The following is a 24,122-nucleotide window of genomic DNA, read 5'->3' on the forward strand; positions in this document are numbered from 1 at the left end:
CCCCGCCCTGATCCAGACCCCCACCGCCCGCGGCATCGCCGCAAGCCTGGCCCCCCCCCCCCCCCCCCCCCCCCCCGGCCCGCCCCCCCCCCCCCCCCCCCCCCCCCCCACGGCTGTGCCGCGCAGCACGGCGGTACGCGCCGCCGTGAGCGCTGATGAACGGCCCGGGTCACCGCGACCACACCCGACACCCCGGCGCGGGCGGGACGGCACGGGCGCTGAAGCAGGCGCTGATGCGGGAGGCATGGATTCGATCACGTCACTCCCGGATCTGCGCTATCAAGATCGGATGGGACGGTCAAGCCACGTATTCGAGTGGCGTGACGTGCCTCCGCTCGCGGGGTTTATTGGAAGTGCGCCCTCACCGGGAAGTCCCGGAGGAATCGGAAAGCGGTGGGACATTCCCGGCCGGTTCCGTGGGGCGGATCCCGTGAACCCCTTCCTATACCGAGTGGAGAATTCTGATGTTCGAGCGTTTTTGGACCCGTCGTATTGTTCTGGCCGGCGCTTCCGCGGCTCTGGTGGGCGGCGGTATCGCCCTCCCGGCGACGGCGATGGCCGCTCCGGCCGCCGCCCCGCAGCAGGCGGTGTCCGTCCTCCCGGCCGACAGCGCCGACGGCATCGGCACCAGCGGCGACGCGACCGCCGGGAACACGACGGTCGGTGGCGAGGCCAGGAGCGGCACCGCCCATTCCGGCGTGGCCGATTGCGACGGCGGCTGCGACATCCGCACCGGCAACGCCAGGAGCGGTGACGCCAGCGCCGATGCCGTCAACACCGGCGATGCGACCGCGGTGACCGGTGACGCCACGGGTACGGGCGGCACGGTGACCAAGCAGGAGCTGATCAAGCAGGAGCTCAAGCAGAACCTGAAGGACCTGCTGAAGGCGAAGATCGGCAACTGAGCCGAGTCGCACGGAACGCGGAACGCGGAACGCAGAGCGCGGAACACCGCAGACGCCGGAGAGGTCACCGCCTCTCCGGCGTCCGGTGTTGCGCGCGGCTATTCCTGGTTCCCGTTGCCGGGCGGCTCGTTTGCGGGCGGAGGCTCGGGGGCCTCGGGCTCAGGGGCCTCGGGCTCGGGGGCGACGGGCTCGGGGGCGACGGGCTCGGGGGCGGCGGGCTCCGACGCCTGCGGCTCGGGCTCCACGCTCCCGGGCGCCGGAGCCTCGGGCGACACGGGCGCGGCCGGTGAGACCGGTGCGGCCGGTGACTCGGGCTCGGCCGGGGACGGCGGCGGGGGTGCGCTGCCCGGCTCACTGGATGCCGGAGGCGGGCTGCCGGGCTCCTTCGACACCGGAGGCTCGGACGCGGGCGAAGCGGGCTCCGGGCTCTGGCTGCCGGGTTCCTTCGTCACCGGCAGGGATGCCGGGGGCTTGGACTCGGGGGGCTTGCTGGCCGGGGGCTTGGACTCGGGGGGCTTGCTGGCCGGGGGCTTGGACTCGGGGGGCTTGCTGGCCGGGGACAGCGTGTCCGGGGGCTTGGTGCCCGGCGACAGCGTGTCCGGGGGCTTGGTGCCCGGCGACAGCGTGTCCGGAGGCTTGGTGCCCGGGCTCAGCGTGGTCGGGGGCTTGACACCCGGGGACAGCGTGCCCGGCGACCTGGTGCCCGGCGACAGGGTCGCGGGCGACCTGGTGTGAGGCGACCTCGTCGGCGGCAGCGGCAGCGGCCAGTGCCTCCGCGGCGGCGTGGTCTTCGTGTCGCGGTGGCCGTGGTCGCCCGAGTGCCGGCGGACCCAGTTGCCGTTCTTCACGTCGAGGATGACGAAGGTCTTGATCACCGTGGGCGCGCGGTTCACGACCACGACGTTCTGCGGCCGGTAGCCGGACCAGGTGGTCCCCGTCTGCTTGGGCGTGCCCCTCTGGGCGACCGCCCGGGCCAGCGGATTGCCGCAGGCGCAGCGCACCTTCGGCTCGCCGTGGCCGTCGACGAGGACGGCCGTGCCGGACTGGAGCACCGACTGGTAGCCGGTGGCGGTGCCGTTCTTGTAGCCGTGGTTGGTGACGCGGGTGTCCGAGCGCAGCTGCATGGGCGTCAGCGACCGCAGATATCCGGGAACCGCGGACGGCTGGACGTTCAGCGAGGACGCGAAGGCCTTGTTCCTGCCCGTGTCGGCGGTCACGTAGCGGATCTGCTTCTCGACGTCGCAGGCCGGGCTGTTGCGGGTGCCGCCGTAGAAGCCGACCTCCCCTCCCGACACGCTGCGGATGACACCTGCCTGGGTGGGCGCGTCGACCGGAGCGGCCGCCGGCAGCGCCTTGGTCGTGTTCGCCGTCGACGGGGTGAAGGGATCCGGCCCGGTCGCGCTCGTGGGCTGCAGGATGACCTCGCCGGCCTGGGCGGGGCCGCCGCTCGGGCGGGTGAGGACGACGGTCAGGACCACGGCGACGGCAATGCCGCTGGTGACCGCCGCGACCCGCGGCACGGACCGCCACCAGGGACGGCCTCCCCCGCCGGGCTGCCCTTCGGGGCCACCGGGGCCACCCGGGCCACTGGGGCCGCCCGGGCGGCCGCCGGAGGGCGGAGGCGGGGGCGGAGGTCCCGACGGCCGGCCGGAAAGGGGCCCGGAGGGCGGGCCCGTGGGACGCTCTGACCGCGGTTCGGAACTCACGTTCTCCCCTTCCCGCCGGGATTGGGATGCGCGTAACGCGAAAGTGTGTGACAGAAGTGCGTGACGGAAGTGCGTGACGGTTTGAGGCCGTTTGGCCCTGGTTTCACACTGTCAGCCCTCATTGTGAGCGCCGGTACGGGCGGATCCGCAAGCCGAACCCGCCTGGTACGCAACCCCCGACGCGCCCTGCACAGCCGGGGGCCCCGCGCAACTCGAAGCCCCCGCGAGCCGAGTTCGGCGCGGCCGCGGCCAAGTGCCGGACCGTACCCGCCCTGTTGGCGGCGACGCGCAGGGGACCGACCGCCGACCTTCCCGGCGGACGGACTGCTGCCCCCGGCTTTGACTTCCTGGACGGGTGTCCATATATTCGGGACACCTGTCCAGGAAGTTTCGAGTTCTTTGCGCTCTGCGCGATACGGGGAGTGGCTGGGCCGATGGAGACGACTGCGATCGTGCTGGTGGGCCTGGTGGCCGTCCTGCACGCGTATTTCCTGGTGCTGGAGATGTTCCTGTGGGAGCGCGCGCCCGGGCGCAAGCTCTCCGGATTCGACGCGGACCTGGCCCGCGCCACCGCCCCGCTCGCCGCCAACCAGGGCCTCTACAACGGCTTCCTGGCCGCCGGCCTGGTCTGGGGCCTGCTCGCCGGAGACCCGGTCGGGTTCCAGGTCCGGGTCTTCTTCCTCGTCTGCGTGGTGGTCGCCGGGCTCTACGGCGGCTTCACCGCCAACCGGCGCATCCTGATCGCCCAGGCGCTGCCCGGCGCCCTGGCGCTCGCCGCGGTCCTGTCGGCCGGGTGACCGCCGTGCCCGGGGATCCCCGTACCGAGCGGACCCGCGCCAAGCTGCGCCGGGCCCTGCTGGAGGAGTGCGCGAGCGGCCCGCTGGACAAGGTGGGCGTCGCCGCCCTGGTGCGCCGGGCCGGCGTCGGCCGGGCCACGTTCTACGTCCACTACGCCGATCTGGAGGCGCTCGCGGTCGACGCCTGCGCCGAGATCGTCCGGGAGGCCGTCGACGCCCTGCACGCCTGGCGCGGCGTCCCTGACCCGGCGAGCCCGCCACCCGCCCTGGTCGACTTCTTCGAGCGGCTTCCCGGGCACGCCGGGCTCTACCGGGAGTTGCTCCGCCCCGGCGGCGGCGGTCCGCTCGGCCGGGTCCTGCACCGCGACCTGCGCGCCCGCAGCCAGGCCGAGCGCGCGCTGGCCGGGGCGCCGGAGCCCGAGCTGGTCGCCTCGGCCGTGGCCGGGGCCTTCGCCGGAGTGCTCGCCGACTGGCTGCACGGCCTCATCGAGGCGACCCCCGACGGGATCGCCGGGCGGGTCTGGCGCCTGCTGATCGGCCTCCACCGCACGCCGCTGCCCTGACCGGTGGTGACGGGGCGTCCGGGTGCCCGAGAGGACACCCGGTCAGGGGCATGAGTACACCGACCCGTACGTTGCACGGCCGCGCCGCCCCGCCCCACCCCGCCCCACCCCGCCCCACCTCGGCCCGACCCGGCCCGGCCCGGACGATCGAGACCGCCCTCGAACACCCTGCCGCCCCGGGGTGCCAGGTGTGGGAGGGCCTGCCCGCCGTGCCCTGGCTGCCGGCCGGCCGCTGACCGTGTGCGGGTGTACGCGGCGCGCGGTACGGTCGGTGTACGTGCGTGCGTTCCGCCCACACCGCCGCGGCCCAGTCCCGCCGGGCAGCGGTGGATGTCGGCAGAGGAACGGGATCGTATGGCAAAGCGCAGCATCAACGCGGCAGCCGCCGCGGCGGCTCTGGCCTGCCTGGCAGCCTTCGGCCCGGCAGGGAGCAGTGCCGCGTCACCGTCCGCCCGCGGCGCCGGTCCCGGCCCTGCCGCTCCGGCGGCGCGGTTCGTGCCCGGACCCTGCCCGAAGACGCCCGAGCCGGTCGCCGCGCTCACCGAAGCCCGGTGCGGCTTCCTGGAAGTCCCCGAGAACCGTGCTGCCCGCCCCGGCGGCCGGACCGTCAAGCTGGCCGTGGCGGTCATTCCGGCCGCCTCGGCGAAGCCCGCCGCGGACCCGGTGGTGTTCATGGCGGGCGGGCCCGGCGGCGACACGTTCGACGACATCACCCTCCTCGTCGACGCCGGCGTGAACCGGGACCGCGAACTGGTCGTCATGGCCCAGCGCGGAAACCTCCACGACCAGCCGAACCTCGCCTGCCCCGAACTGGACCGCTTCTACGCCCGGTACGTGGGCCTCGGCTACGCTTCGGCGCCGGCGAAGCGGCTCCTGCTGGAGGCGGTGAAGACGTGCCGGGACCGGCTGGCGGCCGACGGGATCGACCTGAGCGCCTACAACACCACCGAGAACGCCGCCGACTTCGCCGACCTGCGCACGGCGCTCGGCATCGCCGAGTGGAACGTCTACGGCTACTCCTACGGATCCGACCTGGCCCTCACCTACCTGCGCAACCACCCCGAGGGCATCCGCGCGGTGGCGATCGACTCGGTCACGCCCCCGCAGGTCGCGACCCTGCCCTGGACCTGGAGCAGCGCACGGGAAGGCATCGGCGCCATCCTCCGGGCGTGCGCGGCCGAACCGCGCTGCAAGAGCCGCTACCCGGACCTGTCCCGCACGCTGACGGAGCAGGTGCGCAGGCTGGAGGCGAACCCGCTGACGCTGAACGCCCGTCCGCCGCGCGGCGGAGACCCGGTCAAGGTGCTCCTCGACGGGGGAGCGGTACTGAACCTGCTCGTCGCCAACGCCGTCAAGGCCCCCGACGTCCCGGCGGCCATCGACGAGCTCGGCCGCGGCCGCCCGGAGCGGTTCGCGCAGGCCCGCGCGGCCGACTCCGTCCAGGCCGTCGGCACGACCGCGCACGGCCTGACCGAGTCCGTGGCGTGCAGCGAATGGGCGCCCGGGTACTCGGAATCCGACGTGCTGAACGCGGGACGCCAGGCCTTCCCCGGATGGCCGGACAGCGTCCTGGCGCAGGCACCGCAACTTCCCTTCCAGTACGACGCGTGCCGCATCTGGAACGTTCCCGACCGTACCGCCGCCCAGCGCGTGGCCACCGTCAGCGCGGTGCCCACGCTCCTCGTCTCCGGCACGTTCGACGGGAAGACCGGGGCGAGGTGGGCGCGCGAGGCGGCCCGTACGCTGTCCCGCTCCACCTCCGTGCAGATCCCCGGGATCACCCACTGGGTCGTACCCCAGTCGCCCTGCGCGCAGAAAGTGCTGGCCTCGTTCCTCGCGGACCCGACCGCGCCCGACACCGGCTGCGTGGCCGGTCTCGCACCGAAACCGTTCACGATCACCCCGAAATGAGCGGGAGGGCAGATGACAGCCAACCCTGCGCCCCGACGCGGCCGCCGCCCCGCGCGACGGCCCCGGACCAGGTCGGCCGCGGTCGCCACCGGCGTCCTCATCACCGGCCTGTTCACGGCACCCGCCCATGCCCGGAACGGCACCGGCGCAGGGGCCAGTGCGAGCCCGGGAGCCCCGATCGGCACGGTGGCCCGGACGGTGGGCGACGCCCGCTTCGAGCCCGGCCCCTGCCCGAAGACCCCCGAGCCGATCGCCGCGCTCGAAGGGGCCCGCTGCGGAACGCTCACCGTGCCCGAGAACCGCTCCAGGCCGGACAGCCGAAAGATCACCCTCGGTGTCGCGATCGTCCCCGCGAAGTCCGGGAACCCGAAACCCGACCCGATCGTGTGGCTCGCCGGCGGCCCCGGAGACGACGCCGTCGGGGAGGCGAAGATGGCGATCGACGGCGGCCTCAACCGGAACCGCGACGTGATCTTCATGTCCCAGCGGGGGACGTACTCAGCCACCCCGCGGCTCACCTGCCCCAACATCGACGAGTTCAACGCCCGCGCGACCGGCCTCGTCTACAACGCACCGTCCACCGAGCGCCTGCACGTCGACGCGACGCGGGCCTGCCGCGAGCAACTCGCGTCCCGCGGCGCCGACCTCAGCGCCTACAACGACACCGAGAGCGCCGCCGACTACGCCGACCTGCGCGCCGCCCTCGGCGTCGACCGGTGGAACCTGTTCGGCATCTCCTACGGCACCCACCTGGCGCTCATCGCCATGAGCCAACACCCGGAAGGAATCCGGTCGGTCGGCATCGACGGCATCCTCCCGCCGTCCACAGCGGGGTCGGCCCTGACCTGGAGCAGCGCCAAGCAGGGCTTCGACGGCCTGTTCAAGGCCTGTGCGGAGGACCCGGCGTGCAACCGCCGCTACCCCGACCTGTCCGCCACCTTCGAGCGCCTCGTCCGCGCACTCGAAGCCAAACCGGTCACCACCACCGTCACGCTCCCCGGCAGCCGGAAGCAGGTGAAGGTCGTCCTGGACGGCGGAGCCCTGGTGAACTGGCTGACCTCCGCCACCCACGTCGCGGAAGGCGTGCCCCGCTCCCTCGACGAGCTGGCCCATGGCAAACCCCAGCGGATCGCCCAGCAGTGGGCGGCCGGCAAATACAGCCCCCAGGCCGTCGGCCGCGTGGCCCACGGGCTCGTCTACGGCGTCTTCTGCAGCGAGTGGACGCCGTACGAGACCCAGACCCAAGCACTCCGGGGAGGGCAGGACGTGTACCCGTCGTTCCCCCGGTCGGTACTGGCCCAGGCCCCGCAGCTCACCTCCCTCCGCCCGGACTGCGACGTCTGGAACGTCCCCGCGGCGCCGCGCTCGATCCGGGACGCCACGCGCAGCGACATCCCCACCCTGGCCCTGTCGGGCGGCTTCGACGCCCAGACCGGCGCGGCCAACGGGCCGTACGTCGCCCGCACACTGAACCGCGCGAAGGTCGTCACGGTCCCGTACGAGCCCCACGTCGTGTTCGCCACGTCGAAGTGCGCACAGAAGATCACCTCCTCGTTCTTCGACAATCCGGCCGCTCCGGACACCGCATGCCTCGAGAGCCTCGATCCCCCCGAGTTCGAGATCGGCCCCTGAAGCCGGAGCCGTGCATGCGCTAACCTCGCGGCTCATCGAGACCATCGTGCGCGGCCCGAAGGGGCGGGCGGGGAGAGACCGTTGATGCAGTTCGAGGACCAAGTCCCGTTCGTGGCCCGACTGGACTCCGACGACCGGAAAGCGCTCATCCACAGCGGCAGCCCCCTCGCCTTCCCCGCACGACAGGTCCTGCTGCGGGAGCACGAACCCTCGACCCACGTCCTGGTCATCCTCTCCGGCTGGGCCAAGGTGACCTCCGCCGCGCCCAACGGGTACGAGGCCCTCCTCGCACTCCGCGGGCCCGGCGACATCGTCGGCGAGCAGGCCCTGCTCAGCGGACGGCCGCGCGGGGCCACCGTCACCGCGCTCGAACGGGTCGAGGCACTCGCCGTCCCCGCCGACCGGTTCGGCGCCCTGCTCGACGAACGGCCCGTCATCGCACGGAAGTTACTCGCCCTCACCGCCGACCGCACCCGCGACAGCGACCGGCGGCGCGTGCAGTTCGCCTCCCTCACCGTGCAGGAACGGCTCGCCCTGCTCCTGCTCGAACTGATCCGCACCCACGGCACGGAGTCGGAGGACGGCGTCCAACTCCGCGCCGGACTCACCCAGAGCGACCTCGCGGGCTCGGTCGGCGCCTCACGCGAGGCCGTCGCCCGGCTCCTCAAACCGCTGCGGGAGCGGGGCGTCCTACGGACCGGGCGGCGCGGCCTCGTCGTCGTACGACCGGACGTACTCCGGCAGATGGCCCGTTCCGGAAACGGCTGACCGCGGCTCCCGGCCGGCCTGCGCCAGGCCCGTTGTGTGCACGTGGTCACATTCCGAGTGTGCTAAGTTCCGTCGCCTCGGACTCCCCGCGCCTGGCATCTTCATCGGTGTCAGAAGGCCCCGAGGGGGCCGTGCCACCAGCGGAAGGCGGCCATGCGCGAGCCTGTCAACCGGACCATCCTGCTCCTCGACATCGAGCGGTTCAGCCGCCGCGACGATGTGGTGCAGGTCGTCCTGCGGCGTACCTTGAACAAGATCGTGGACCAGACACTCGAAGCCGCCGGAGTGGAGGCCACCCAGCAGTACCGCGAGGACCGCGGTGACGGGCTGATCGCCCTGATCAGCGCAGACGTGGCGAAGACCGTCCTGCTGCGGTCGCTGCTCACGGCCGTCCCCGACCTCCTCCATGAGCACAACCTGCTCGCCTCGGACAGCGCCCAGATGCGGCTCAGGATCGTCCTCGCCGTCGGCGAGGTCGCCCACGACCCGCACGCCGGGACCACCGGTGGACTCGTCGGGCACGACCTCAACCAGGCCTGCCGGCTGCTCGACGCCGACGTGCTGCGCTCCGCGCTCGCCGCGCGGCAGGACGAGCACTGCGTCCTCGCGGTGAGCGCCCCGGTGTACCAGGGCATCGTCCGCCACGGCCACCGGGGAGTCCGGCCGGAGCTCTTCGAGGAAGCGGACGTCACCGTGAAGGACGGCGTGCTGCCCGCCTGGATCCACCGGGGCGCGTCGCCCGACCGGACGCCGGCCCCCGCGGCCGCGCCGGCTCCGGAACCCGCCGCCGAGCCCGTACGGGCGCCCGAGCCGGGCCGGGCCCCGACGCCCGCGCCCGCCGAGAGCCGGGCCCCGGCTGCGGCTCCTCCGCCCGCCCCGCAGGAGCGGCCCGCCGGAGCCGTCTTCCACTTCCACGCCGCGCCGGTGATCCACGGCTCCCTCGTCGGCGGCGACCAGCACGGCGTCACCGGCGGCCAGGTCACCGGCGACGTCGTCCTCGGCGGCACCCGCACCGAGGGCGGCACCCGCACCGAGGGCGGCACCCGCACCGCGGACGGCGCCCGGGACGGGGGCCGGTCGTGAACGCGCCCCAGGACCACCTGGCCGGCCCGGACGGGCAGGGCCCGCACCCGGAACGGCCGGCAGCCACCCCGCACACCCCGGACGGCGCCGGCGAAACCCCCACCGTGCCCGAGGAGTTATCGAACACCGAGCCCGAGACCGAACACGCCTGGGACTCCCGCCGCGACCTCTACCGGCACAGCCCCGGCATCATGCTCGGGCATGCGGCCCGGATCGGCGGCTCGCTCGTCGGCGGCGACCAGCACGGCGTCAGCGGAGGCCAGGTCACCGGCGACGTCATCCTCGGCGGCAGCAAGGTCGAGTACCACCTCGGCGGCGACACCGAGGAGCGGTCCGGCGAGATCCCAGCCGCCGAAATCGAAGCCCTCGCACGGAACTTCACCTACCCGCCCGCGGAACGGGACGACGGCACCCGGCCCGACGGCACGCCCCCGGCCGAAGGCCGCGACCCGGACGCCACGGACCACCCGGGACACCCGGACGCCACGGACCACCCGGACGCACCGTACGACCCGGGCAGCCCGGATGACGCGGCCGAACCCTGGCAGCCCGGGAGCCCCTTCGCCCTCGCCCTCGCCGGACTCAGAGAACACCGCGTGGCCATCCTCTCCGGGCCCGCCACCACCGGCCGCAGGGCAGCCGCCCTCATGCTGCTCCGCGCAGCCGGCTCCCGCACCTACCGGTCCCTCGACCCGGCGCTCCCGCCCGGCCGGCTGGCCGCAGAACTCCGGGAAGGCTGCGGCCACCTCGTCGCCGACTTCGCCACCAGCCCCGAACGCCCCCTGCGCGAACACCACATCCGCGCCCTCAGCGAGCGCCTCCACGCCACCGGCAGCCACCTCGTCCTCGTCGTAGGACCACACCCCGTCGTCCACGGCGGACCGGGCCACGTCCCCTGGAAGCCGCCGGAGCCCGCCGCGCTGCTCGCCGGACACCTCAGGAACAAGGACCTGGCAGGCAGGAGCGTGGACGAGCTCCTCGACCTCACCGTGGTACGGGCCGTCCTCGCCCACCACCGGCCGGTCGCCGACACCGCCCGCTTCGCCGAACGCGTCGCCGGCCACGCCCGGGGCACGGTGTCCCTCGCCGAGCTCGGCGCGTTCGGCCACTACGCCGCCGAACGCCAGGTCCGGGAATGGTTCGACAGCGGGGACCACACCCTCCACGACAAGGCGTTCCTCATCGCCCTCGCCACCTTCGACGAGGCCCCCTACCCCCTCACCGCCGAGCTGAGCGACGTCCTCTTCGGCCTCCTCCAGCGCATCGAGAACCCCGGCGAACCGGCCCGGATCCCCGTCTTCGGCACCTCCAGCGCCCAACGGGTCGAGCAGGCGCTCGCCGACCGCTACCAGGAGCCCGAAGAGACCGAGTGGGGCCCCGTGCTCCAGACGAAGGTGCAGTTCAGAGACCGGCTCACCGCCATCACCCTGCTCCGCGAGGTCTGGACGGGCCACCCCTCCGCCCGGCCCGCGCTCGTGGCCTGGCTGCGCCGCCTCGCCGACGACCCCCGGCCCGTCGTCCGTACCCGCGCCGCCGCCACCGCCGCCGTCATGGCCGCGGCCGACCTGCCGTCCGCCATGGCGCTCCTCATCCGCTCCTGGGCGGCGGACCGGCGGCTGCGCTCCCGGCTCGCGGCGGCCAACGCCCTGGCCCTCGCCCACCACCTGGGCGCCCCGCACGTCTCCCGCATCCTCGCGGAGTGGTGCACCGCCCCGGACCACCGCCTGCGCTGGACCGCCGTACGCAGCTACGCGCTGGTCGGGGACGCCTTCCCCCGGGAGGCGCTCGCCGCGCTCACCGAGGCCGTACGCGGCATGGCAACCCGGGGCGGGCCCGCCCGTGGCTGGGCGGAAGAGCTCGACGACCTCGCCCAGTCCGCCGCCGTGCTGCTGCTCGCCGCGGGACAGGAAGCGGCCGCAGACGACGACTGGGACACGGCAGCCGACCTGTGGGGCGCCCTGCCGACCCTCACCCGAGGCGCCACCAGGGACTTCGTGCTGCGTGCCATGGTCCACGCCTGCGGGCCCACGGACGGGCCCGCGGGCACGGGACGCCCCCTCCTGCTCGACCTGTTCGGGCGCGCCGATCCGAAACCCGGCACGGACGGGGCGGTGCTGCGGCACGCCCTCGCCGCCCTGTGGCGGAGCGTCCTCAACGACCTCGTCTGCACCGAGTCCGGGAAGAACACCCTGCGCCAGTGGGTCCGCGGCGCCGAGAACGACCGAGGAGCCGAGACCGCGCTCGCCGAGCTGCTGCCCCTCCTCGCCGTCTCCGTCGAGGACCACCGGCGGCTCGCCCACCTCCTGGAGAAGCTGCGCGGCGAGGGCGACTCCGCCCCGCCCGCCGTGGCCCTCCGGCTCCGCGCCCTCTTGTCCGCACCGTACGCGGACGCCCGTACCCCCGCCGCCTCCCCGTCCCGGTGAGCCCGGCGGTTCCGCCGAACCCCTGCACCCCTCGGCGTGAGCCCTCCGGGGCCACGCCGTTCGAACCGTCCCAAGGAGCAGCGTCACCATGTTGAGCCAGCCGCCCCAGTGGCAGCAGGACGCCAACCGGCACTCCGTGCTCGTCGACCCGGTGGTCACGATCCAGGAGCTGTCCCGCTTCAAGCCGCTGCGCGCCACGCGCATCGACCACGCCCTCGTCTTCACCACCGCCCAGGGCGGCCGCGACACCTACCTGCCGCCGAGCCGGCCGAGCCGCACCGAGCTCGCCACCCGGCGCTGGACCAGCGTGTACGAGGTGGACATGGGGCTGCACGAGTCCGTCACCGTCCTCGCCCTCGCCAGCCAGAACGACGCCTTCCTCTTCGAGGTGTCGCTGAGCTGCACCTGGCAGGTCCTCGATCCGGCCGCCGTCGTCGCGAGCGGCGAGCGGAACGTACCGGCCATGGTGCAGCGCCTCGTCGAACAGGCCGTACGGCCGGTCCTGCGCGGCTACGCCATGCAGGACAGCGCAGCGGCCGAACTCCACGCCCGCAAGGCCATCGAAGCCGCCGGGCCGCTGGGCACCCATGCCGGGCTCGAAGTCCGCTGCGGCCTGCAGATCCGGCGCGACGAGGCGGCGCTGGATCAGGAACGCCAGCTGCGCGAGATCGAGTTCGCGCGCCAGAAACTCGACCCCCAGCACACGCTGCTCATGCGGGAGGACGAACTCGCGGCGGAGCGCGCCCTGGCCCAGGGAGAGCAGCAGCACCGCGTCGAGTTCCAGCAGCAGACGCTCGACCACCAGCGCCGGATGGCCCGCGGCCACCAGGAGCTGGAGCTCCAGGAGATCGAGGCCAAGAAGATCGAGTACTACGCCTACTACCTGGAGCGCGGCGGCCCGGCCGCCATGGCCTTCCAGCTCGCCCGGCACCCCGAGGACGCCCGCCTCGTCATGGAGAACCTGCGCCAGGACCAGCTGCTGACCATGAAGAACCAGCTCACGGTCGCCCTCCAGGCGCTCGGCGGCGGCCCCGGCGGGCTGGAGGAGCACCAGATGGACGAGCCGCGCCGGCTCGCGGCCAACGTCATCAAGGAGGTCCTGAGCGCGAAGCTGTCCCAGGGCGCGGCACCGCAGCTGCCCGCGGCGGACGCGACCCCGGCCCCGGACCCGGTGGAGGGCGGCGGCGCGCCGCCGCAGGCCGCGCCCACCCCGGGCGGAGCCCCGCAGGACACTCCGCCGCCCCCGCCGCCGGAGAACGGACCCGTCTTCGGCTACCCCGTGCCTCCGCAGCCGCCGCGATGAGCGCCACCGCTCCCGAACCCGGCCCCGCACAGGCGCCGGCGGCGCCGGCGCCGTTACGGACGGAGCCGCAGCCGCAGCGCACTGCGGAGCGGCTGTTGGGTGAACTGCGCCAGGAGGCCGCCCGTGCCGACACCAAGGGCTCGGTCCTCGTGGGTGCCCAGGGCATGACGGCCGCCGCACTCGTCGGCGTGCTCGCCGCGCGCGGCTGGCGCCCCTCCCAGCTCGCGGCGCTCGGCCAGGTGATGTGGTGGGCGGGAACCGCCTGCTTCCTCGTCTCGCTGATCTCCCTACTCATGGCCGTCCTGCCCCGCTTCCGGAAGGTCGGCTGGCAGCCCGGTGCCCCGCTCACCCACTTCGCGGACATCCGCGGCGCGGCCCGCCAGGGAGAGGCGGTCCTGGAGGAGGCGCTGCGGGAAACCGACCGCGCTCCCCGGGCCGCCGTGCTCGCCTCGCTCGCGGAGAACAGCCGGATCGTCTCGATCAAGTACGGCTGGCTGAGGACGGGCATCGCCGGGTTCACGGTGGCGCTGGTGCTGCTGCCCGGCGCACTGCTCGCCGGCTGAGCCCGCCGCTGACGCGAACGACACCGTCGGCGATTCCTATCGGAAGAACACCATCAGGAGACACACCGTCATGCCCGACCACGAGGACGTCCCCCCTCCCTACCCGGGAGCGGAGGCCACACCACCGCCGTACCCGGGCGAGCCGTTCCGGTCCCCGCCCCCGCCGGCGCCGGAGTCGGCACCGGCGTATCCGGGGGAGACCCTTCCTCCCGCACACCCCGGGGAAGCGGAGCCCCCGCCGTACCCGTGGGAAACGGCGTCGCCCGCATACCCGGGCGACGCCCCGCCCGCGTACCCGGACGATGCGGCGCCTCCGTCGTACCCCGGAGTGTCGGAGGTGCCCGCATACCCGGAGGACATCCCGCCCGCGCCGTACCCGGAAGTGACGGCGGCGCCCGCATACCCGGGGGAGAGCCCGCCCGCGTACCCCGCGCCCGCCCTGCCCGAACCGCCCGAGGAGACGGCGCCGGCGTACCCCGGCGAGGCCTTCGCGCCGCCCCGCCCCGGTGCGTCGGTGCCCGCGCCGAGGGCCGAGCAGGCCTCGGCGGAAGCGCTCGCCGACGCGTACGAGCCGCCGGCCGATCCGCACCCCGCGGCCGCGGCACCCGCACCCCCGGCCGAGCCGCCCGCAGCGGGCGGCTTCGGGCCCGTCGTCGACCACGACGACCTGGCCCTGGACCAGGGCCGCCGGATGGTGAAGGCCGTACAACGGCGCATCGACGGCGCCGCGCTGTCCCACCTCCTCCTGACCGTGCCGATCGGGCTGATCAGCCTGGCCGTGGTCGCCTTCCTGTCCACCCTCATCCCCGTGGTCGGGCTGATCGTCCCGGTGGCCTGGCTGCTGTCCGGACCGCTGGTCTTCAACCGCAAGGTGGAATCGGCCATCGCCCAGCGCCTGTTCGGCATGCGGAGGCCCACCCCGGAGGAGGCCCGACGACTGGACCTGGTCTGGGAGCAGGTGACCCGGCGTGCGGGGGTGAACCGGGAGACCTACGAGCTGTGGATCCAGGAGCGCACCGAGCTGAACGCGACCGCTGCCGCCGGGCACATCGTCGCCGTCACCCGGCACGCGATGGAGCGGCTCCCCAACTCCCGGCTCGGGTCGGTGCTCGCGCACGAGCTCGGCCACCACGTGGGCGGCCACGCCTGGGCGGCGATGCTGGCCGACTGGTACGCCCTGCCCGCCCGGGTGGCGGGGCGGGCCATCCTCGCCTTCCTGCTCCTCCTCTTCCGCACGAAGCACTGGGCCGGCATCGCCTGTGGCGGCTGCCTGTCCTTGACGATCGTTCAGTTCCTCTTCGTGATGACGTTCATGGAGGGAATGTGGTGGCTCGTCATTCCGGTGGCGGCCGGACCGCTGCTCGTCGCCTGGCTGCACCGGCGGGCCGAGTTCCGTGCCGACGCGTACGCGGTGGGGCTCGGGTTCGGTGAGGCGCTGGAGGACGTCCTCATGTCGGAGGCGCGGGCGGCGGCAGTGCCGGGCGCTCCCCCGCAGGGCCCGGCGCCGGCACCGGCACCGGTACCGGCGGCTCCGGCACCCCTCGGCGCACCGCCCGTTCCCGGGCAGTACCCGCCGCAGCAGTACCCCGGGCAGCCGGAGGGCGGCGGCCGTCTGGTGGCCAAGGCCGCCCACACGAACGCCGAGGCGCGCCTCCGGAACGTCCGGCTCGTCATGTCCCAGCAGCTGCACCGGTAGGGCCTGTTGCGAGGGTGGATCTTGTTCGTTGGTGATCACTTGTCGTGGGACGCGGGGATCTGACGAACGGCCAGTGGGCCCGGCTTGAGCCGTTGCTGCCGACGGGCATCGGGCCGGGCCGTCCGCCATGAAGCGACCGTGCTGGTCGCGGCCATCAACGAGTGGCTGTGATCAGCTGCTCGGACGGTGAGCGGGCGAGCCTCAGGAAGACATCGCTGCGCGCTCGGCCGCGCTGCGCAGAACGCAGAATTCATTGCCTTCAGGGTCGGCAAGGACGGCCCAGCCGGCGCCATCGGGTTCCCTGCGATCGGCGACGAGGGTGGCACCGAGGCTCAGCAGTCGCCGGACTTCCTCTTCGCGCGAGGTCTCGGGGCGCAGGCACAGGTGAATCCGGTTTTTGATCGTCTTCGGCTCTGGCACCTGGTTGAAGTACAGCTGCGGTCCCTCCGGCAGGATCACCGCAGTCTCCACGTCACCCGGCTTGCCCTCCGGATGCAGCGGGCAGCCGAGCGCCTCGCTCCAGAACCGGGCCAGCGCATAGGCATCCACACAGTCAACCGCCACGTTCTGCACCACCGAAACCATGCACGAGATCCTGCCCGGAGCTCCGCTCGGTCGGCAAGTTGCGGCCGGACTGGCCGGCACTTTCGCAACAGACCCCAGCCGGGCGAGGGCCGGAGCCGGACGGCCCTCAGCGGTGGAGCAGGTTCGGCCAGTCCTGCGGGACACGGTCGGCGGGCCCCGGGGCCGGCTGGTCGGCCGGGTGGCCGGCCGGTGGGGCCAGTGCGGGTCCGGACTCGTACAGGGTGCCGGTGGTGTAGTTCCAGTACCACTCCTCGCCCGGCTCGAAGCTCTGCACGAGGGGGTGCCCGGTGGACTTCCAGTGGGCGGTGGCGTGCCGGGCGGGCGAGGAGTCGCAGCAGCCGATGTGGCCGCACTGGGCGCAGCGCCGCAGGTGGAACCACCAGCCGCCCACCGCGTCGCAGTCCGCGCAGCCGGTGCCGCTGGGCGTGACGTTCGGGTCGATTCCGTCGATCTCGGTCATGCGGACTCCTCGGCGTTCTCGGTCTCGTTCGCGTTCTCGGTTTCGTTCGCGGTCTCGGTCTCGTTCTCGTTCTCGGGTTCGGATTCCGGAGCGGTTAGCGGCAGCAGCACCTGGAACCGGGTGTCGCCCGGGACGGATTCGACCCGGAGGCTGCCGTGGTGCTTGTTGACGACGATCCGCCAGGAGATGTCGAGGCCGAGTCCGGTGCCCTCCCCGACGGGCTTGGTGGTGAAGAAGGGGTCGAAGATGCGGCTGCGGATGTCCTCCGGGACTCCGGGGCCGGTGTCGCGGAACTCCACGAGCAGCCGGTCGCCCTCGCGGGCCGTGCGGACCGTCAGGATGCCGTCGCCGCCCGTGCTCCCGATGGCGGCCACCGCGTTGTCGATGAGGTTGGTCCACACCTGGTTGAGCTCCGCCGGGTAGGCGGGGACCTCGGGGACGGAGCGGTCGTAGTCCTTGACCACCCGCACCCGGGGGCCGATCTTGCCGGACAGCATGAGCAGTGTGCTGTCGAGGAGTTCGTGGACGTCGACGACGCGGTGCGGGGCGCGGTCGAGCTGCGCGTACTGCCTGGCCGCGTCCACCAGGTGGGAGATGCGGGTGGTGGCGTCGCCGATCTCGTCCATCAGCAGTTCGGTCTCGACCGTGTAGTTGAGCCAGCCGATCGCCCCCGGCAGGATGTCCTCGGCCACGGTCGCCGCGACCTGTTCCAGCCAGTCGGTGTCCAGCCCGGCCTGGACGAAGACGGGCGCGATCCGCCAGCCCTCCGGGATGCCGTGGTCGTCGAGCCAGTCGGTGAGTTCGTCCTCCCGGTCGGACGCCTCCAAGGGGCTCAGCGCCGGTGCCTTGGCGACGCGTTCGGCGGTGCGTTCCTGGATCTCGATGAGTTCGGCCAGGGTCTCCCGGGAGTAGGGGCCCCGGGCGATGACGGCCAGCTTGTGCCGCATCTTGCCGACCCGTTCGCGCAGTGCCGCGGTGGCCCGGACGGCCGCCGCGGCCGGGTTGTTGAGTTCGTGGGTGAGTCCGGCGGACAACGATCCGAGCGCCAGCAGGCGTTCGCGCTGTCCGATGGCCCGCTGGATGTTCCTGGAGCCGAAGAAGAGCCCTTCCAGCAGGTGCGCGGCCATCGGGAACCACTCCCGCATGACGTCCGCGAACGACTGCGCGGGCAGCACGAAGAACCGCGTGGGCTCGGTCACCCGCACGGAGTTGGTGTACGTCTGCGGCAGCCGGTCGCCCAGGTACGCCAGCGTGGCCCCCGCGTACACGCCCCGCTGCGAGGTGCGGCCGACCTCCACGTCGTCGCCGCCGACCCGGCGGTACATCACGACCGTGCCCTCGATCATCACGTAGAAGCAGGTGGCCGGGTCGCCCTCGGTGTACACCGGACCGGGGCCGAACCGCTCCACCCGTCCCTCGGCGCACAGCCGTCCGAGCTGCTCCGGGTAGAGCTTCTCGAACAGGAACAGCGAGGCGATCTCGTGCGGGTCGCAGGGCACGACCTGCCCGCTCATGACTGCTCCAGGTAGCGGTGGACGAGCATCACGGCCATGGCTCCCTCGCCCACGGCGGACGCGACGCGCTTCGCGGACCGGGCACGCGCGTCGCCCGCCACGAACACGCCGGGAACGCTCGTCTCCAGGTGGTAGGGCGGCCGGTCCAGCTCCCATGCGGCCGGCGGGCGCCCGTCCGGCGTGAGGTCGGGGCCGGACAGGATGAAGCCGTCCTCGTCGCGCAGCACCGTCCCCTCCAGCCAGTCGGTGAGCGGGGCCGCACCGATGAAGACGAACACCCACTGGGCGTCGACGTCCTCGGTGGCGCCGGTCGCGGTGTTCCGCAGGGTCAGCCGTTCCAGGTGCTCCGCGCCGTGCGCCGCCTCCACGACGGTCCGGGGCCGGACGGTGATGTTCGGCGCCTCCTCGATCTGCTGGACCAGGTAGTACGACATCGACGCCGTCAGGGACTCCCCGCGCACCAGCAGCGTCACCGACTTCGCGCCCCGCGCCAGGTGCACCGCCGCCTGCCCGGCGGAGTTCGCGCCGCCGACGACGTACACGTCCTGGCCCTCGCAGGACGACGCCTCCGTGAGGGAGGAGCCGTAGTACACCCCGCGGCCGGTCAGGTCCTCGCAGCCCGGCGCCCCCAGCTGCCGGTACGACACCCCGGTCGCCAGGATGACGCTGTGCGCGGCGACCGCCGAGCCGTCGGAGAAGCGCACGACACGTGCCGGGCCGTTGACCTCCAGCCCCGTGACCTCGCGGGCGGTGAGGATCTCGGCACCGAAACGGCCGGCCTGGCGGCGGGCGCGATCGGTGAGCTGCGCACCGGACACGCCGTCCGGGAACCCGAGGTAGTTCTCGATGCGGGAACTCTGGCCGGCCTGTCCGCCGGTCGCCGACCGCTCGACCAGTACGGTCCGCAGCCCCTCGGAGGCCCCGTACACCGCCGCGCCGAGCCCGGCCGGGCCGCCGCCGATGACGACGAGGTCGTAGAACTCGGCCGCCGGGGTGGTCGCGAGTCCGACTCGGGCCGCCAGCTCGGGTGCCTCCGGCTCGATCAGCGTGCTGCCGTCCGGCGTGATCACCAGGGGCAGCCGGCGGCCGTCGGCCCCGGCCGCCTCCAGCAGCCGCCGTCCCTCCGGCTCGTCGGACGAGTACCAGCGGTACGGCACCTGGTTGCGGGCCAGGAACTCGCGCACCCGCGAGGAGGGCGCCGACCAGCGGTGCCCGACCACCTTGGTGGCGGGAACCGGCCGGTGGTCGCCGGCGCGCCAGGCGGCGAGGAGATCGTCCAGCACGGGGTAGAGCTTCTCCTCCGGCGGGTCCCACGGCTTGAGCAGGTAGTGGTCGAGGTCGACGACGTTGATCGCGTCGATGGCCGCGTTGGTGTCGGCGTACGCGGTCAGCAGCACCCGCCGCGCCCCCGGGTACACGCCGAGGGCCTGTTCGAGGAACTCGATGCCGTTCATCTGCGGCATGCGGTAGTCGGCGAGGATCACGGCGACCAGGTCGCCCCGCAGCTTCAGCTCGCGCAGCGCCTCCAGCGCGGACTCGCCGGACTCGGCGCGCACGATCCGGTACCCGCCGCCGTAGCGGCGGCGCAGGTCGCGGGCGATGGCGCGGGAGACCCCCGGGTCGTCGTCCACGGTCAGGATGACGGTCCGCGCTGCGTCCGTGGCCTGTGCCATGCTCTTCCGCCCTGCGTGCTCGGACGGCCGGCCCGGCGGGCGGCCATTCGGGCTGCCCGCGCCGGCTCCCGCCCATCGTATGTTCGATCGCGGGGGACCGCTCCGGCACGCGGCGGCGGAACCCCGACCGGTCCGCAGCTTCCATGAATTGCAAATATCTGCAATTCAATAGATGCTGTACGTGTTGTGCCCGCAGGTAGCCGCGGGCACAACACCTGACGTTTCCCGGAGCAGAAGGGTGAGAGTCGGTGACTGTTCCGCTGTATCAGGCGAAGGCCGACTTCTTTCGCATGCTGGGGCACCCCGTGCGGATACGGGTGCGGGAGCTGTTGCAGGGTGGTCCGCTGCCGGTGCGCGAGCTGCTGGCGTCGATCGAGGTCGAGCCGTCGGCGTTGTCGCAGCAGCTGGCAGCCCTGCGCCGGTCCGGGATCGTCGTCTCGACCCGGGACGGCTCGACGGTCGTGTACGAGCTCGCCGGAGGGGACGTGGCGGCGCTGATGCTCGCGGCGCGCAAGATCCTGACGGAGGTGCTGGTCGGGCGGACCGAGCTGCTGGCGGAGCTGCGCGAGGCGGGGGTCCAGGCCCCGTGAACCCGTTTCCGGTCCAGGCGGCGCGCCGGGTGCGGGCCGTGCTGCCGACGCGTGCCGATTTCGCGGTGATGGGCCGTGAACCGCGCCGGGATCTGCTGGCGGGGCTGACGGTCGCGATCGTCGCCCTGCCGCTGGCGCTCGGCTTCGGGGTCTCCTCGGGGCTGGGCGCGGAGGCGGGGCTTGCCACTGCGGTGGTCGCCGGCGCTCTGGCGGCGCTGTTGGGCGGGTCCAATCTGCAGGTGTCCGGGCCGACCGGGGCGATGACGGTGGTGCTGGTGCCGATCGTGGCGCAGTACGGGCCGGGCGGGGTGCTCACGGTCGGGCTGATGGCCGGTGTGCTGCTGGTCGGCTTGGCCCTGCTGCGGGCCGGCCGGTACATGAGCTACGTGCCGGCGCCGGTCGTGGAGGGCTTCACCCTCGGTATCGCCTGCGTCATCGGCCTCCAGCAGATCCCGAACGCGTTGGGGGTGGAGAAGCCCGAGGGGGAGAAGGTCCTGCTGGTGGCCTGGCGGGCGCTGGCGGAGTTCGCGGCGTCCCCGAACTGGACCGCGGTCGGGCTTTCCGCCGGTGTGGCGGCGGTCATGCTGCTGGGTGCCCGCCTGCGCCCGACGGTTCCGTTCTCGATCGTCGCGGTGATCGCCGCGACCGTGCTGGTGCAGGTCTTCGACCTGGACGGGGCGGCGCCGATCGGCGACCTGCCGTCCGGTCTGCCCGCGCCGTCCCTGTCGTTCCTCGACGTCTCCGCGGCCGGGTCGCTGCTGGCTCCGGCCGTGGCGGTCGCGGCGCTGGCGGCGCTGGAGTCGCTGCTGTCGGCGACGGTCGCGGACGGGATGACGGTCGGGCAGAAGCACGATCCGGACAAGGAGCTGTTCGGGCAGGGCATCGCCAATCTGGCCGCCCCGCTCTTCGGCGGCGTCCCGGCGACGGCGGCGATAGCCCGGACGGCGGTCAACGTCCGCACGGGAGCGTCCTCGCGGCTGGCCGCGCTGACCCACGCCGCCGTGCTCGCGGTGATCGTGTTCGCCGCGGCCCCGCTGGTCGCGAAGATCCCGCTCGCCGCGCTCGCCGGCGTACTGCTGGCGACCGCCATACGGATGGTCGAGGTCGGCTCCTTGCGGGCCATGGCCAGGGCCACCCGCGCCGACGCGGTCGTGCTCGTCCTGACCGCCGTCGCCACGCTCGCGCTCGACCTCGTCTACGCGGTGATCATCGGCCTTGCCGTCGCCGGCGCGCTGGCCCTGCGGGCGGTGGCCGCCCAGGCCCGCATGGACCAGGTCGACTTCCGCCCCGATCTGCCCGGAGAGCACAGCGACGAGGAGCACGCCCTGCTCGCCGAGCACATCGTCGCCTACCGGATCGACGGCCCCCTGTTCTTCGCCGGTGCCCACCGCTTCCTGCTGGAGCTGTCCGAGGTCGCCGACGTACGGGTGGTGATCCTGCGGATGTCGCGCGTCACCACGATGGACGCGACCGGCGCCCTGGTGCTGAAGGACGCGATGGAGAAGCTGAACCGGCGGGGGATCGCCGTGATGACCTCCGGCATCCGCCCCGAGCAGCGCCAGGTGCTGGAGTCCGTCGGCGCGCTGGCCCTGCTCCAGAGCGAGGGCCGCGAGTTCGCCACCACCCCCGAGGCCATCGCCGGGGCCCGCAAACATCTGGAACAGGCCGGGCTGCTGCCGCACCGGCACCACCCGCACCGGATCCGAAAGGCACCGCGATGACCGTCCCGGCCGACCGCTCGATGCTCGAAGTCTCCGGCACCGAGGCCCTGTGGCTGCTGGAGGGCTCCGGCCAGGGCCGCCTCGTCTACAGCCGACGCGACCAGGCCGTCGTACGGCCCGCCACCCATGTGATGGAGTACGGCCGCCTGGTGGTCCGCGCACCCGTGCAGGCGGCGGTGATCACCGGCCGGGCGGTGCTGACGTACCAGGTGGACGAGATCCACAGCGCGGCGCGCACCGGCTGGACGGTGACCGCCCACGGTCCCGCCGACGTCATCACCCACCCCGACGAGGCCGCCCACTACCGGCGCACCCTCGCCGGCTGGGCCCACGGGCCGCACGACACGCTCCTGCGACTGCACCCGCAGACCGTGGCCGGGTTCCGTCTGGCCCGCACGCTTGACGGGGCGGGCCGATGAGCGTCCGGGCGGGGGCGCTGCCCTACCGGCACGTGCTGACCCTGCCCGCGGCCGGCGCGGCGGTGCGCCTGGCACGGCAGACCACGGAAGACGTACTGATCGACTGCGGCGTGGACCTCCGGCATCCGAGCGTGGGGCCGGCGCTGCTGATCGTGGCGGAGCTGGTCACCAACGCCGTCCGCCACGCTGCGGTCCTCTCGCCGACGGTCACCGTCACCTACGCCCACGGCCCGGGCGCGTTCGCGTTCGCCGTCCACGACCGCCACCCCTACCGGCCCGCCCTCTACGGCGCGGCGGCCGCCGCACCCGGCGGCGGGCTGGCCACCGTGGTCGAGATGACCATGGAACTGGGCGGCACGGCCGTCCTGCGGCCCGATGCGGACGGGTGCGGCAAGAGCATCTGGATCACCCTGCCCCTGTGAAAGCCGAGGAAGCGAGCATGACGATCGAGTGGCAGTACGCCGCCCACGAGCACCTGGGGGTTCTGTCCCTGGCCGGATACCTGGGCGCGGAGTCGACCGGCCGGTTCACCGGGGCCGTCGGCTGGGCCCTGGCCCGCGGCACCGGCCCGGTGATCCTGGACCTGACCAGGCTGATGGGCTGGTCGGCGGGCGGGCAGCTGGCCGTCGCCCAGGCCGCCCGCCTGCTCGCCGAGCACGGCCGCAGCCTGGAACTCGCCGCGATTCCCGCCGACGGCTCCCTCGTCCCCGACGCCACCTGCCCCGACGTCCCCGTCCACGCCGACCTGCCCGCGGCCCTGGCCGCCCACCGGCCGGTCAAGCGGGTCGGCAAGCACTGGAGCACCGGGAACTGGCCCACCGCGCTCCCGGCCGCCGCGGCCACCCTGACCTGACCTGACCTGACCTTCTGCCGGACGGCCCGCAGCAGCGGGCCGTTCGTCCCGTTCGGGGCGAACGGGTGTCCACAAGTTGCAGGAATCTGCAATTGTGGAGGTCACAGCATGTTGGCGGGACCCCTCTACGCTCGGGGTCCCACACGAGGAGTTTGGGTGGATGAGGTGCCACGCACACACAAGAGCACGGCCCAGGACGGCAGCGGGAACGCGCAGGTGAGGACCCCGCTCTACCAGCTCAAGGCCGAGTTCTTCAAAACGCTCGGCCACCCGGCCCGTATCCGCGTACTGGAGCTCCTCAGCGAGCGCGAGCACGCGGTGGCGGAACTGCTGCCCGAGGTCGGCATCGAGGCGGCCTCCCTGTCCCAGCAGCTCGCCGTGCTGCGCAAGGCCAACCTCGTCGCCACCCGCCGCGAGGGATCCAACGTGTACTACCGGCTCACCAGCCCCGACGTCGCCGAGCTCCTGCGCGTCGCCCGCGGGATCCTCTCCGGCGTCCTCGAAGGCCAGGCCGAAATCCTGGCCGACCTGCGCGCCGCCCGGCCCCACCAGCCGACGCGCCCCTGAACGGCGGCCGTCTCCCGCAGCACGGGTTCACCCGAGGCTTCCGGCACCGGGAGACGGCCGCCCCACAGCCTCTGATGCCGGGCGGCCTGGGCGGGGTCGCTCTCCCGCCGCTCCCGGCCCGGCACGACGGCCTCCTCGCGCCGGCCCTCCGTCATGCGTCCCGGCCTCCGCTCGCCTCGGCCGTGGTCTGCTGCCCGCCGCGGGAGGACGCGCAGGGCCGGACGAGGACCCGCGCGCCGTCGCGGCCGGCCTGCGCGATGACCCCCGCCACCTCCCCGGCCGCCACCCGGCAGGTCACAGGGCCCCCGGGCGTCCCCAGATAGGTGATCTCGTACACGGGGTCCTCCGTCTCGTCGGTGCCGGTCACGGGGGTGCCGGTCATGGGGTGCC

24 protein-coding genes are annotated in these 24,122 nt (G+C 73.6%); 18 read left to right on the forward strand and 6 right to left on the reverse strand.

The window, feature by feature from the left end; genetic code table 11:
* Positions 1-464: 464 nt before the first annotated feature.
* Positions 465-905 carry a hypothetical protein gene (locus tag ACIQUT_RS08915; RefSeq protein WP_403560945.1) on the forward strand — a complete coding sequence of 147 codons (441 nt, stop codon included), beginning with the start codon at positions 465-467 and terminating at the stop codon, positions 903-905.
* A 98-nt stretch (positions 906-1,003) separates the two neighbouring features.
* Here the strand turns inward: ACIQUT_RS08915 and ACIQUT_RS08920 are convergent, their stop codons facing one another.
* On the reverse strand, positions 1,004-2,425 hold the full coding sequence (locus ACIQUT_RS08920; RefSeq protein WP_403560947.1) for a DUF6777 domain-containing protein: 1,422 nt from the start codon (positions 2,423-2,425) through the stop codon (positions 1,004-1,006).
* Positions 2,426-3,045: 620 nt separating this feature from the next.
* On the opposite strand from ACIQUT_RS08920, the gene ACIQUT_RS08925 reads away from it, so the two are divergent.
* From ACIQUT_RS08925 to ACIQUT_RS08975, 11 genes are all read left to right on the forward strand, one after another.
* Complete coding sequence (locus ACIQUT_RS08925) at positions 3,046-3,408, forward strand: DUF1304 domain-containing protein (RefSeq protein ID WP_403560949.1); 363 nt, start codon at positions 3,046-3,048, stop codon at positions 3,406-3,408.
* 5 nt (positions 3,409-3,413) lie between these two features.
* Entirely contained in the window at positions 3,414-3,971 is a 558-nt protein-coding gene (locus ACIQUT_RS08930; protein ID WP_403561648.1) for a TetR/AcrR family transcriptional regulator, read from the forward strand.
* Positions 3,972-4,021: 50 nt separating this feature from the next.
* Positions 4,022-4,207, forward strand: coding sequence for a hypothetical protein (locus ACIQUT_RS08935; RefSeq protein ID WP_403560951.1), 186 nt, complete (start codon positions 4,022-4,024; stop codon positions 4,205-4,207).
* 118 nt (positions 4,208-4,325) lie between these two features.
* Complete coding sequence (locus tag ACIQUT_RS08940; protein ID WP_403560953.1) at positions 4,326-5,882, forward strand: alpha/beta fold hydrolase; 1,557 nt, start codon at positions 4,326-4,328, stop codon at positions 5,880-5,882.
* Between the two features lie 12 nt (positions 5,883-5,894).
* On the forward strand, positions 5,895-7,514 hold the full coding sequence (locus tag ACIQUT_RS08945; RefSeq protein WP_403560955.1) for an alpha/beta fold hydrolase: 1,620 nt from the start codon (positions 5,895-5,897) through the stop codon (positions 7,512-7,514).
* A gap of 84 nt (positions 7,515-7,598) precedes the next feature.
* On the forward strand, positions 7,599-8,282 hold the full coding sequence (locus tag ACIQUT_RS08950) for a Crp/Fnr family transcriptional regulator (protein ID WP_403560957.1): 684 nt from the start codon (positions 7,599-7,601) through the stop codon (positions 8,280-8,282).
* 153 nt (positions 8,283-8,435) lie between these two features.
* Positions 8,436-9,365, forward strand: coding sequence for a hypothetical protein (locus ACIQUT_RS08955; protein ID WP_403560959.1), 930 nt, complete (start codon positions 8,436-8,438; stop codon positions 9,363-9,365).
* Complete coding sequence (locus tag ACIQUT_RS08960; RefSeq protein WP_403560961.1) at positions 9,362-11,788, forward strand: hypothetical protein; 2,427 nt, start codon at positions 9,362-9,364, stop codon at positions 11,786-11,788. The genes ACIQUT_RS08955 and ACIQUT_RS08960 overlap by 4 nt, the downstream gene beginning before the upstream one ends.
* A gap of 88 nt (positions 11,789-11,876) precedes the next feature.
* Positions 11,877-13,091 carry a PE-PGRS family protein gene (locus ACIQUT_RS08965; protein ID WP_403560963.1) on the forward strand — a complete coding sequence of 405 codons (1,215 nt, stop codon included), beginning with the start codon at positions 11,877-11,879 and terminating at the stop codon, positions 13,089-13,091.
* A 95-nt stretch (positions 13,092-13,186) separates the two neighbouring features.
* Positions 13,187-13,654 (forward strand): Pycsar system effector family protein, encoded by a 468-nt coding sequence (locus tag ACIQUT_RS08970; RefSeq protein ID WP_403560965.1) that lies wholly within the window; start codon positions 13,187-13,189, stop codon positions 13,652-13,654.
* A gap of 337 nt (positions 13,655-13,991) precedes the next feature.
* A complete protein-coding gene (locus ACIQUT_RS08975) occupies positions 13,992-15,350 on the forward strand; it encodes a M48 family metalloprotease (protein ID WP_403560967.1) in 1,359 nt (452 codons plus the stop codon).
* A 201-nt stretch (positions 15,351-15,551) separates the two neighbouring features.
* On the opposite strand, the gene ACIQUT_RS08980 is transcribed toward ACIQUT_RS08975, so the two are convergent.
* From ACIQUT_RS08980 to ACIQUT_RS08995, 4 genes are all read right to left on the reverse strand, one after another.
* Positions 15,552-15,935, reverse strand: a complete 384-nt coding sequence (locus tag ACIQUT_RS08980) for a VOC family protein (protein ID WP_403560969.1) — start codon at positions 15,933-15,935, stop codon at positions 15,552-15,554.
* A 106-nt stretch (positions 15,936-16,041) separates the two neighbouring features.
* Positions 16,042-16,395, reverse strand: coding sequence for a UBP-type zinc finger domain-containing protein (locus ACIQUT_RS08985; protein WP_403560971.1), 354 nt, complete (start codon positions 16,393-16,395; stop codon positions 16,042-16,044).
* Complete coding sequence (locus ACIQUT_RS08990; protein ID WP_403560973.1) at positions 16,392-17,909, reverse strand: ATP-binding protein; 1,518 nt, start codon at positions 17,907-17,909, stop codon at positions 16,392-16,394. The genes ACIQUT_RS08985 and ACIQUT_RS08990 overlap by 4 nt, the downstream gene beginning before the upstream one ends.
* Positions 17,906-19,582 carry an FAD-dependent oxidoreductase gene (locus ACIQUT_RS08995; protein WP_403560975.1) on the reverse strand — a complete coding sequence of 559 codons (1,677 nt, stop codon included), beginning with the start codon at positions 19,580-19,582 and terminating at the stop codon, positions 17,906-17,908. The genes ACIQUT_RS08990 and ACIQUT_RS08995 overlap by 4 nt, the downstream gene beginning before the upstream one ends.
* Before the next feature lie 248 nt (positions 19,583-19,830).
* Here ACIQUT_RS08995 and ACIQUT_RS09000 point away from each other — a divergent pair, with 248 nt between their 5' ends.
* The 6 genes from ACIQUT_RS09000 to ACIQUT_RS09025 all read left to right on the forward strand — a co-directional run bounded on the left by ACIQUT_RS09000 (position 19,831) and on the right by ACIQUT_RS09025 (position 23,732).
* Positions 19,831-20,172 carry an ArsR/SmtB family transcription factor gene (locus ACIQUT_RS09000; RefSeq protein WP_403560977.1) on the forward strand — a complete coding sequence of 114 codons (342 nt, stop codon included), beginning with the start codon at positions 19,831-19,833 and terminating at the stop codon, positions 20,170-20,172.
* Positions 20,173-20,240: 68 nt separating this feature from the next.
* Entirely contained in the window at positions 20,241-21,893 is a 1,653-nt protein-coding gene (locus tag ACIQUT_RS09005; protein WP_403561650.1) for a SulP family inorganic anion transporter, read from the forward strand.
* On the forward strand, positions 21,890-22,312 hold the full coding sequence (locus tag ACIQUT_RS09010) for a pyridoxamine 5'-phosphate oxidase family protein (protein ID WP_403560979.1): 423 nt from the start codon (positions 21,890-21,892) through the stop codon (positions 22,310-22,312). The genes ACIQUT_RS09005 and ACIQUT_RS09010 overlap by 4 nt, the downstream gene beginning before the upstream one ends.
* The gene (locus ACIQUT_RS09015) at positions 22,309-22,734 is read left to right on the forward strand and encodes an ATP-binding protein (protein WP_403560981.1); all 426 of its coding nucleotides are present in this window, start codon (positions 22,309-22,311) and stop codon (positions 22,732-22,734) included. The genes ACIQUT_RS09010 and ACIQUT_RS09015 overlap by 4 nt, the downstream gene beginning before the upstream one ends.
* Positions 22,735-22,751: 17 nt before the next feature.
* The gene (locus ACIQUT_RS09020) at positions 22,752-23,165 is read left to right on the forward strand and encodes an STAS domain-containing protein (RefSeq protein WP_403560983.1); all 414 of its coding nucleotides are present in this window, start codon (positions 22,752-22,754) and stop codon (positions 23,163-23,165) included.
* A gap of 216 nt (positions 23,166-23,381) precedes the next feature.
* Complete coding sequence (locus tag ACIQUT_RS09025; protein WP_403561651.1) at positions 23,382-23,732, forward strand: ArsR/SmtB family transcription factor; 351 nt, start codon at positions 23,382-23,384, stop codon at positions 23,730-23,732.
* 151 nt (positions 23,733-23,883) lie between these two features.
* Here the strand turns inward: ACIQUT_RS09025 and ACIQUT_RS09030 are convergent, their stop codons facing one another.
* Complete coding sequence (locus ACIQUT_RS09030) at positions 23,884-24,114, reverse strand: hypothetical protein (protein ID WP_403560985.1); 231 nt, start codon at positions 24,112-24,114, stop codon at positions 23,884-23,886.
* Between the last annotated feature and the right edge of the window lie 8 nt (positions 24,115-24,122).

It is taken from the genome of Streptomyces sp. NPDC090445, assembly GCF_044769385.1.
GTDB lineage: Bacteria > Actinomycetota > Actinomycetes > Streptomycetales > Streptomycetaceae > Streptomyces.

What these genes read in the sequence shown, in the direction of transcription:
- ACIQUT_RS08915 (WP_403560945.1), top strand. Translation starts at nt 465, where the DNA reads ATGTTCGAGCGTTTTTGGACCCGTCGTATTGTTCTGGCCGGCGCTTCC.
- ACIQUT_RS08925 (WP_403560949.1), top strand. Translation starts at nt 3,046, where the DNA reads ATGGAGACGACTGCGATCGTGCTGGTGGGCCTGGTGGCCGTCCTGCAC.
- ACIQUT_RS08935 (WP_403560951.1), top strand. Translation starts at nt 4,022, where the DNA reads ATGAGTACACCGACCCGTACGTTGCACGGCCGCGCCGCCCCGCCCCAC.
- ACIQUT_RS08940 (WP_403560953.1), top strand. Translation starts at nt 4,326, where the DNA reads ATGGCAAAGCGCAGCATCAACGCGGCAGCCGCCGCGGCGGCTCTGGCC.
- ACIQUT_RS08945 (WP_403560955.1), top strand. Translation starts at nt 5,895, where the DNA reads ATGACAGCCAACCCTGCGCCCCGACGCGGCCGCCGCCCCGCGCGACGG.
- ACIQUT_RS08950 (WP_403560957.1), top strand. Translation starts at nt 7,599, where the DNA reads ATGCAGTTCGAGGACCAAGTCCCGTTCGTGGCCCGACTGGACTCCGAC.
- ACIQUT_RS08955 (WP_403560959.1), top strand. Translation starts at nt 8,436, where the DNA reads ATGCGCGAGCCTGTCAACCGGACCATCCTGCTCCTCGACATCGAGCGG.
- ACIQUT_RS08965 (WP_403560963.1), top strand. Translation starts at nt 11,877, where the DNA reads ATGTTGAGCCAGCCGCCCCAGTGGCAGCAGGACGCCAACCGGCACTCC.
- ACIQUT_RS08980 (WP_403560969.1), bottom strand. Translation starts at nt 15,935, where the DNA reads ATGGTTTCGGTGGTGCAGAACGTGGCGGTTGACTGTGTGGATGCCTAT.
- ACIQUT_RS08985 (WP_403560971.1), bottom strand. Translation starts at nt 16,395, where the DNA reads ATGACCGAGATCGACGGAATCGACCCGAACGTCACGCCCAGCGGCACC.
- ACIQUT_RS08990 (WP_403560973.1), bottom strand. Translation starts at nt 17,909, where the DNA reads ATGAGCGGGCAGGTCGTGCCCTGCGACCCGCACGAGATCGCCTCGCTG.
- ACIQUT_RS08995 (WP_403560975.1), bottom strand. Translation starts at nt 19,582, where the DNA reads ATGGCACAGGCCACGGACGCAGCGCGGACCGTCATCCTGACCGTGGAC.
- ACIQUT_RS09005 (WP_403561650.1), top strand. Translation starts at nt 20,241, where the DNA reads ATGGGCCGTGAACCGCGCCGGGATCTGCTGGCGGGGCTGACGGTCGCG.
- ACIQUT_RS09010 (WP_403560979.1), top strand. Translation starts at nt 21,890, where the DNA reads ATGACCGTCCCGGCCGACCGCTCGATGCTCGAAGTCTCCGGCACCGAG.
- ACIQUT_RS09015 (WP_403560981.1), top strand. Translation starts at nt 22,309, where the DNA reads ATGAGCGTCCGGGCGGGGGCGCTGCCCTACCGGCACGTGCTGACCCTG.
- ACIQUT_RS09020 (WP_403560983.1), top strand. Translation starts at nt 22,752, where the DNA reads ATGACGATCGAGTGGCAGTACGCCGCCCACGAGCACCTGGGGGTTCTG.
- ACIQUT_RS09030 (WP_403560985.1), bottom strand. Translation starts at nt 24,114, where the DNA reads ATGACCGGCACCCCCGTGACCGGCACCGACGAGACGGAGGACCCCGTG.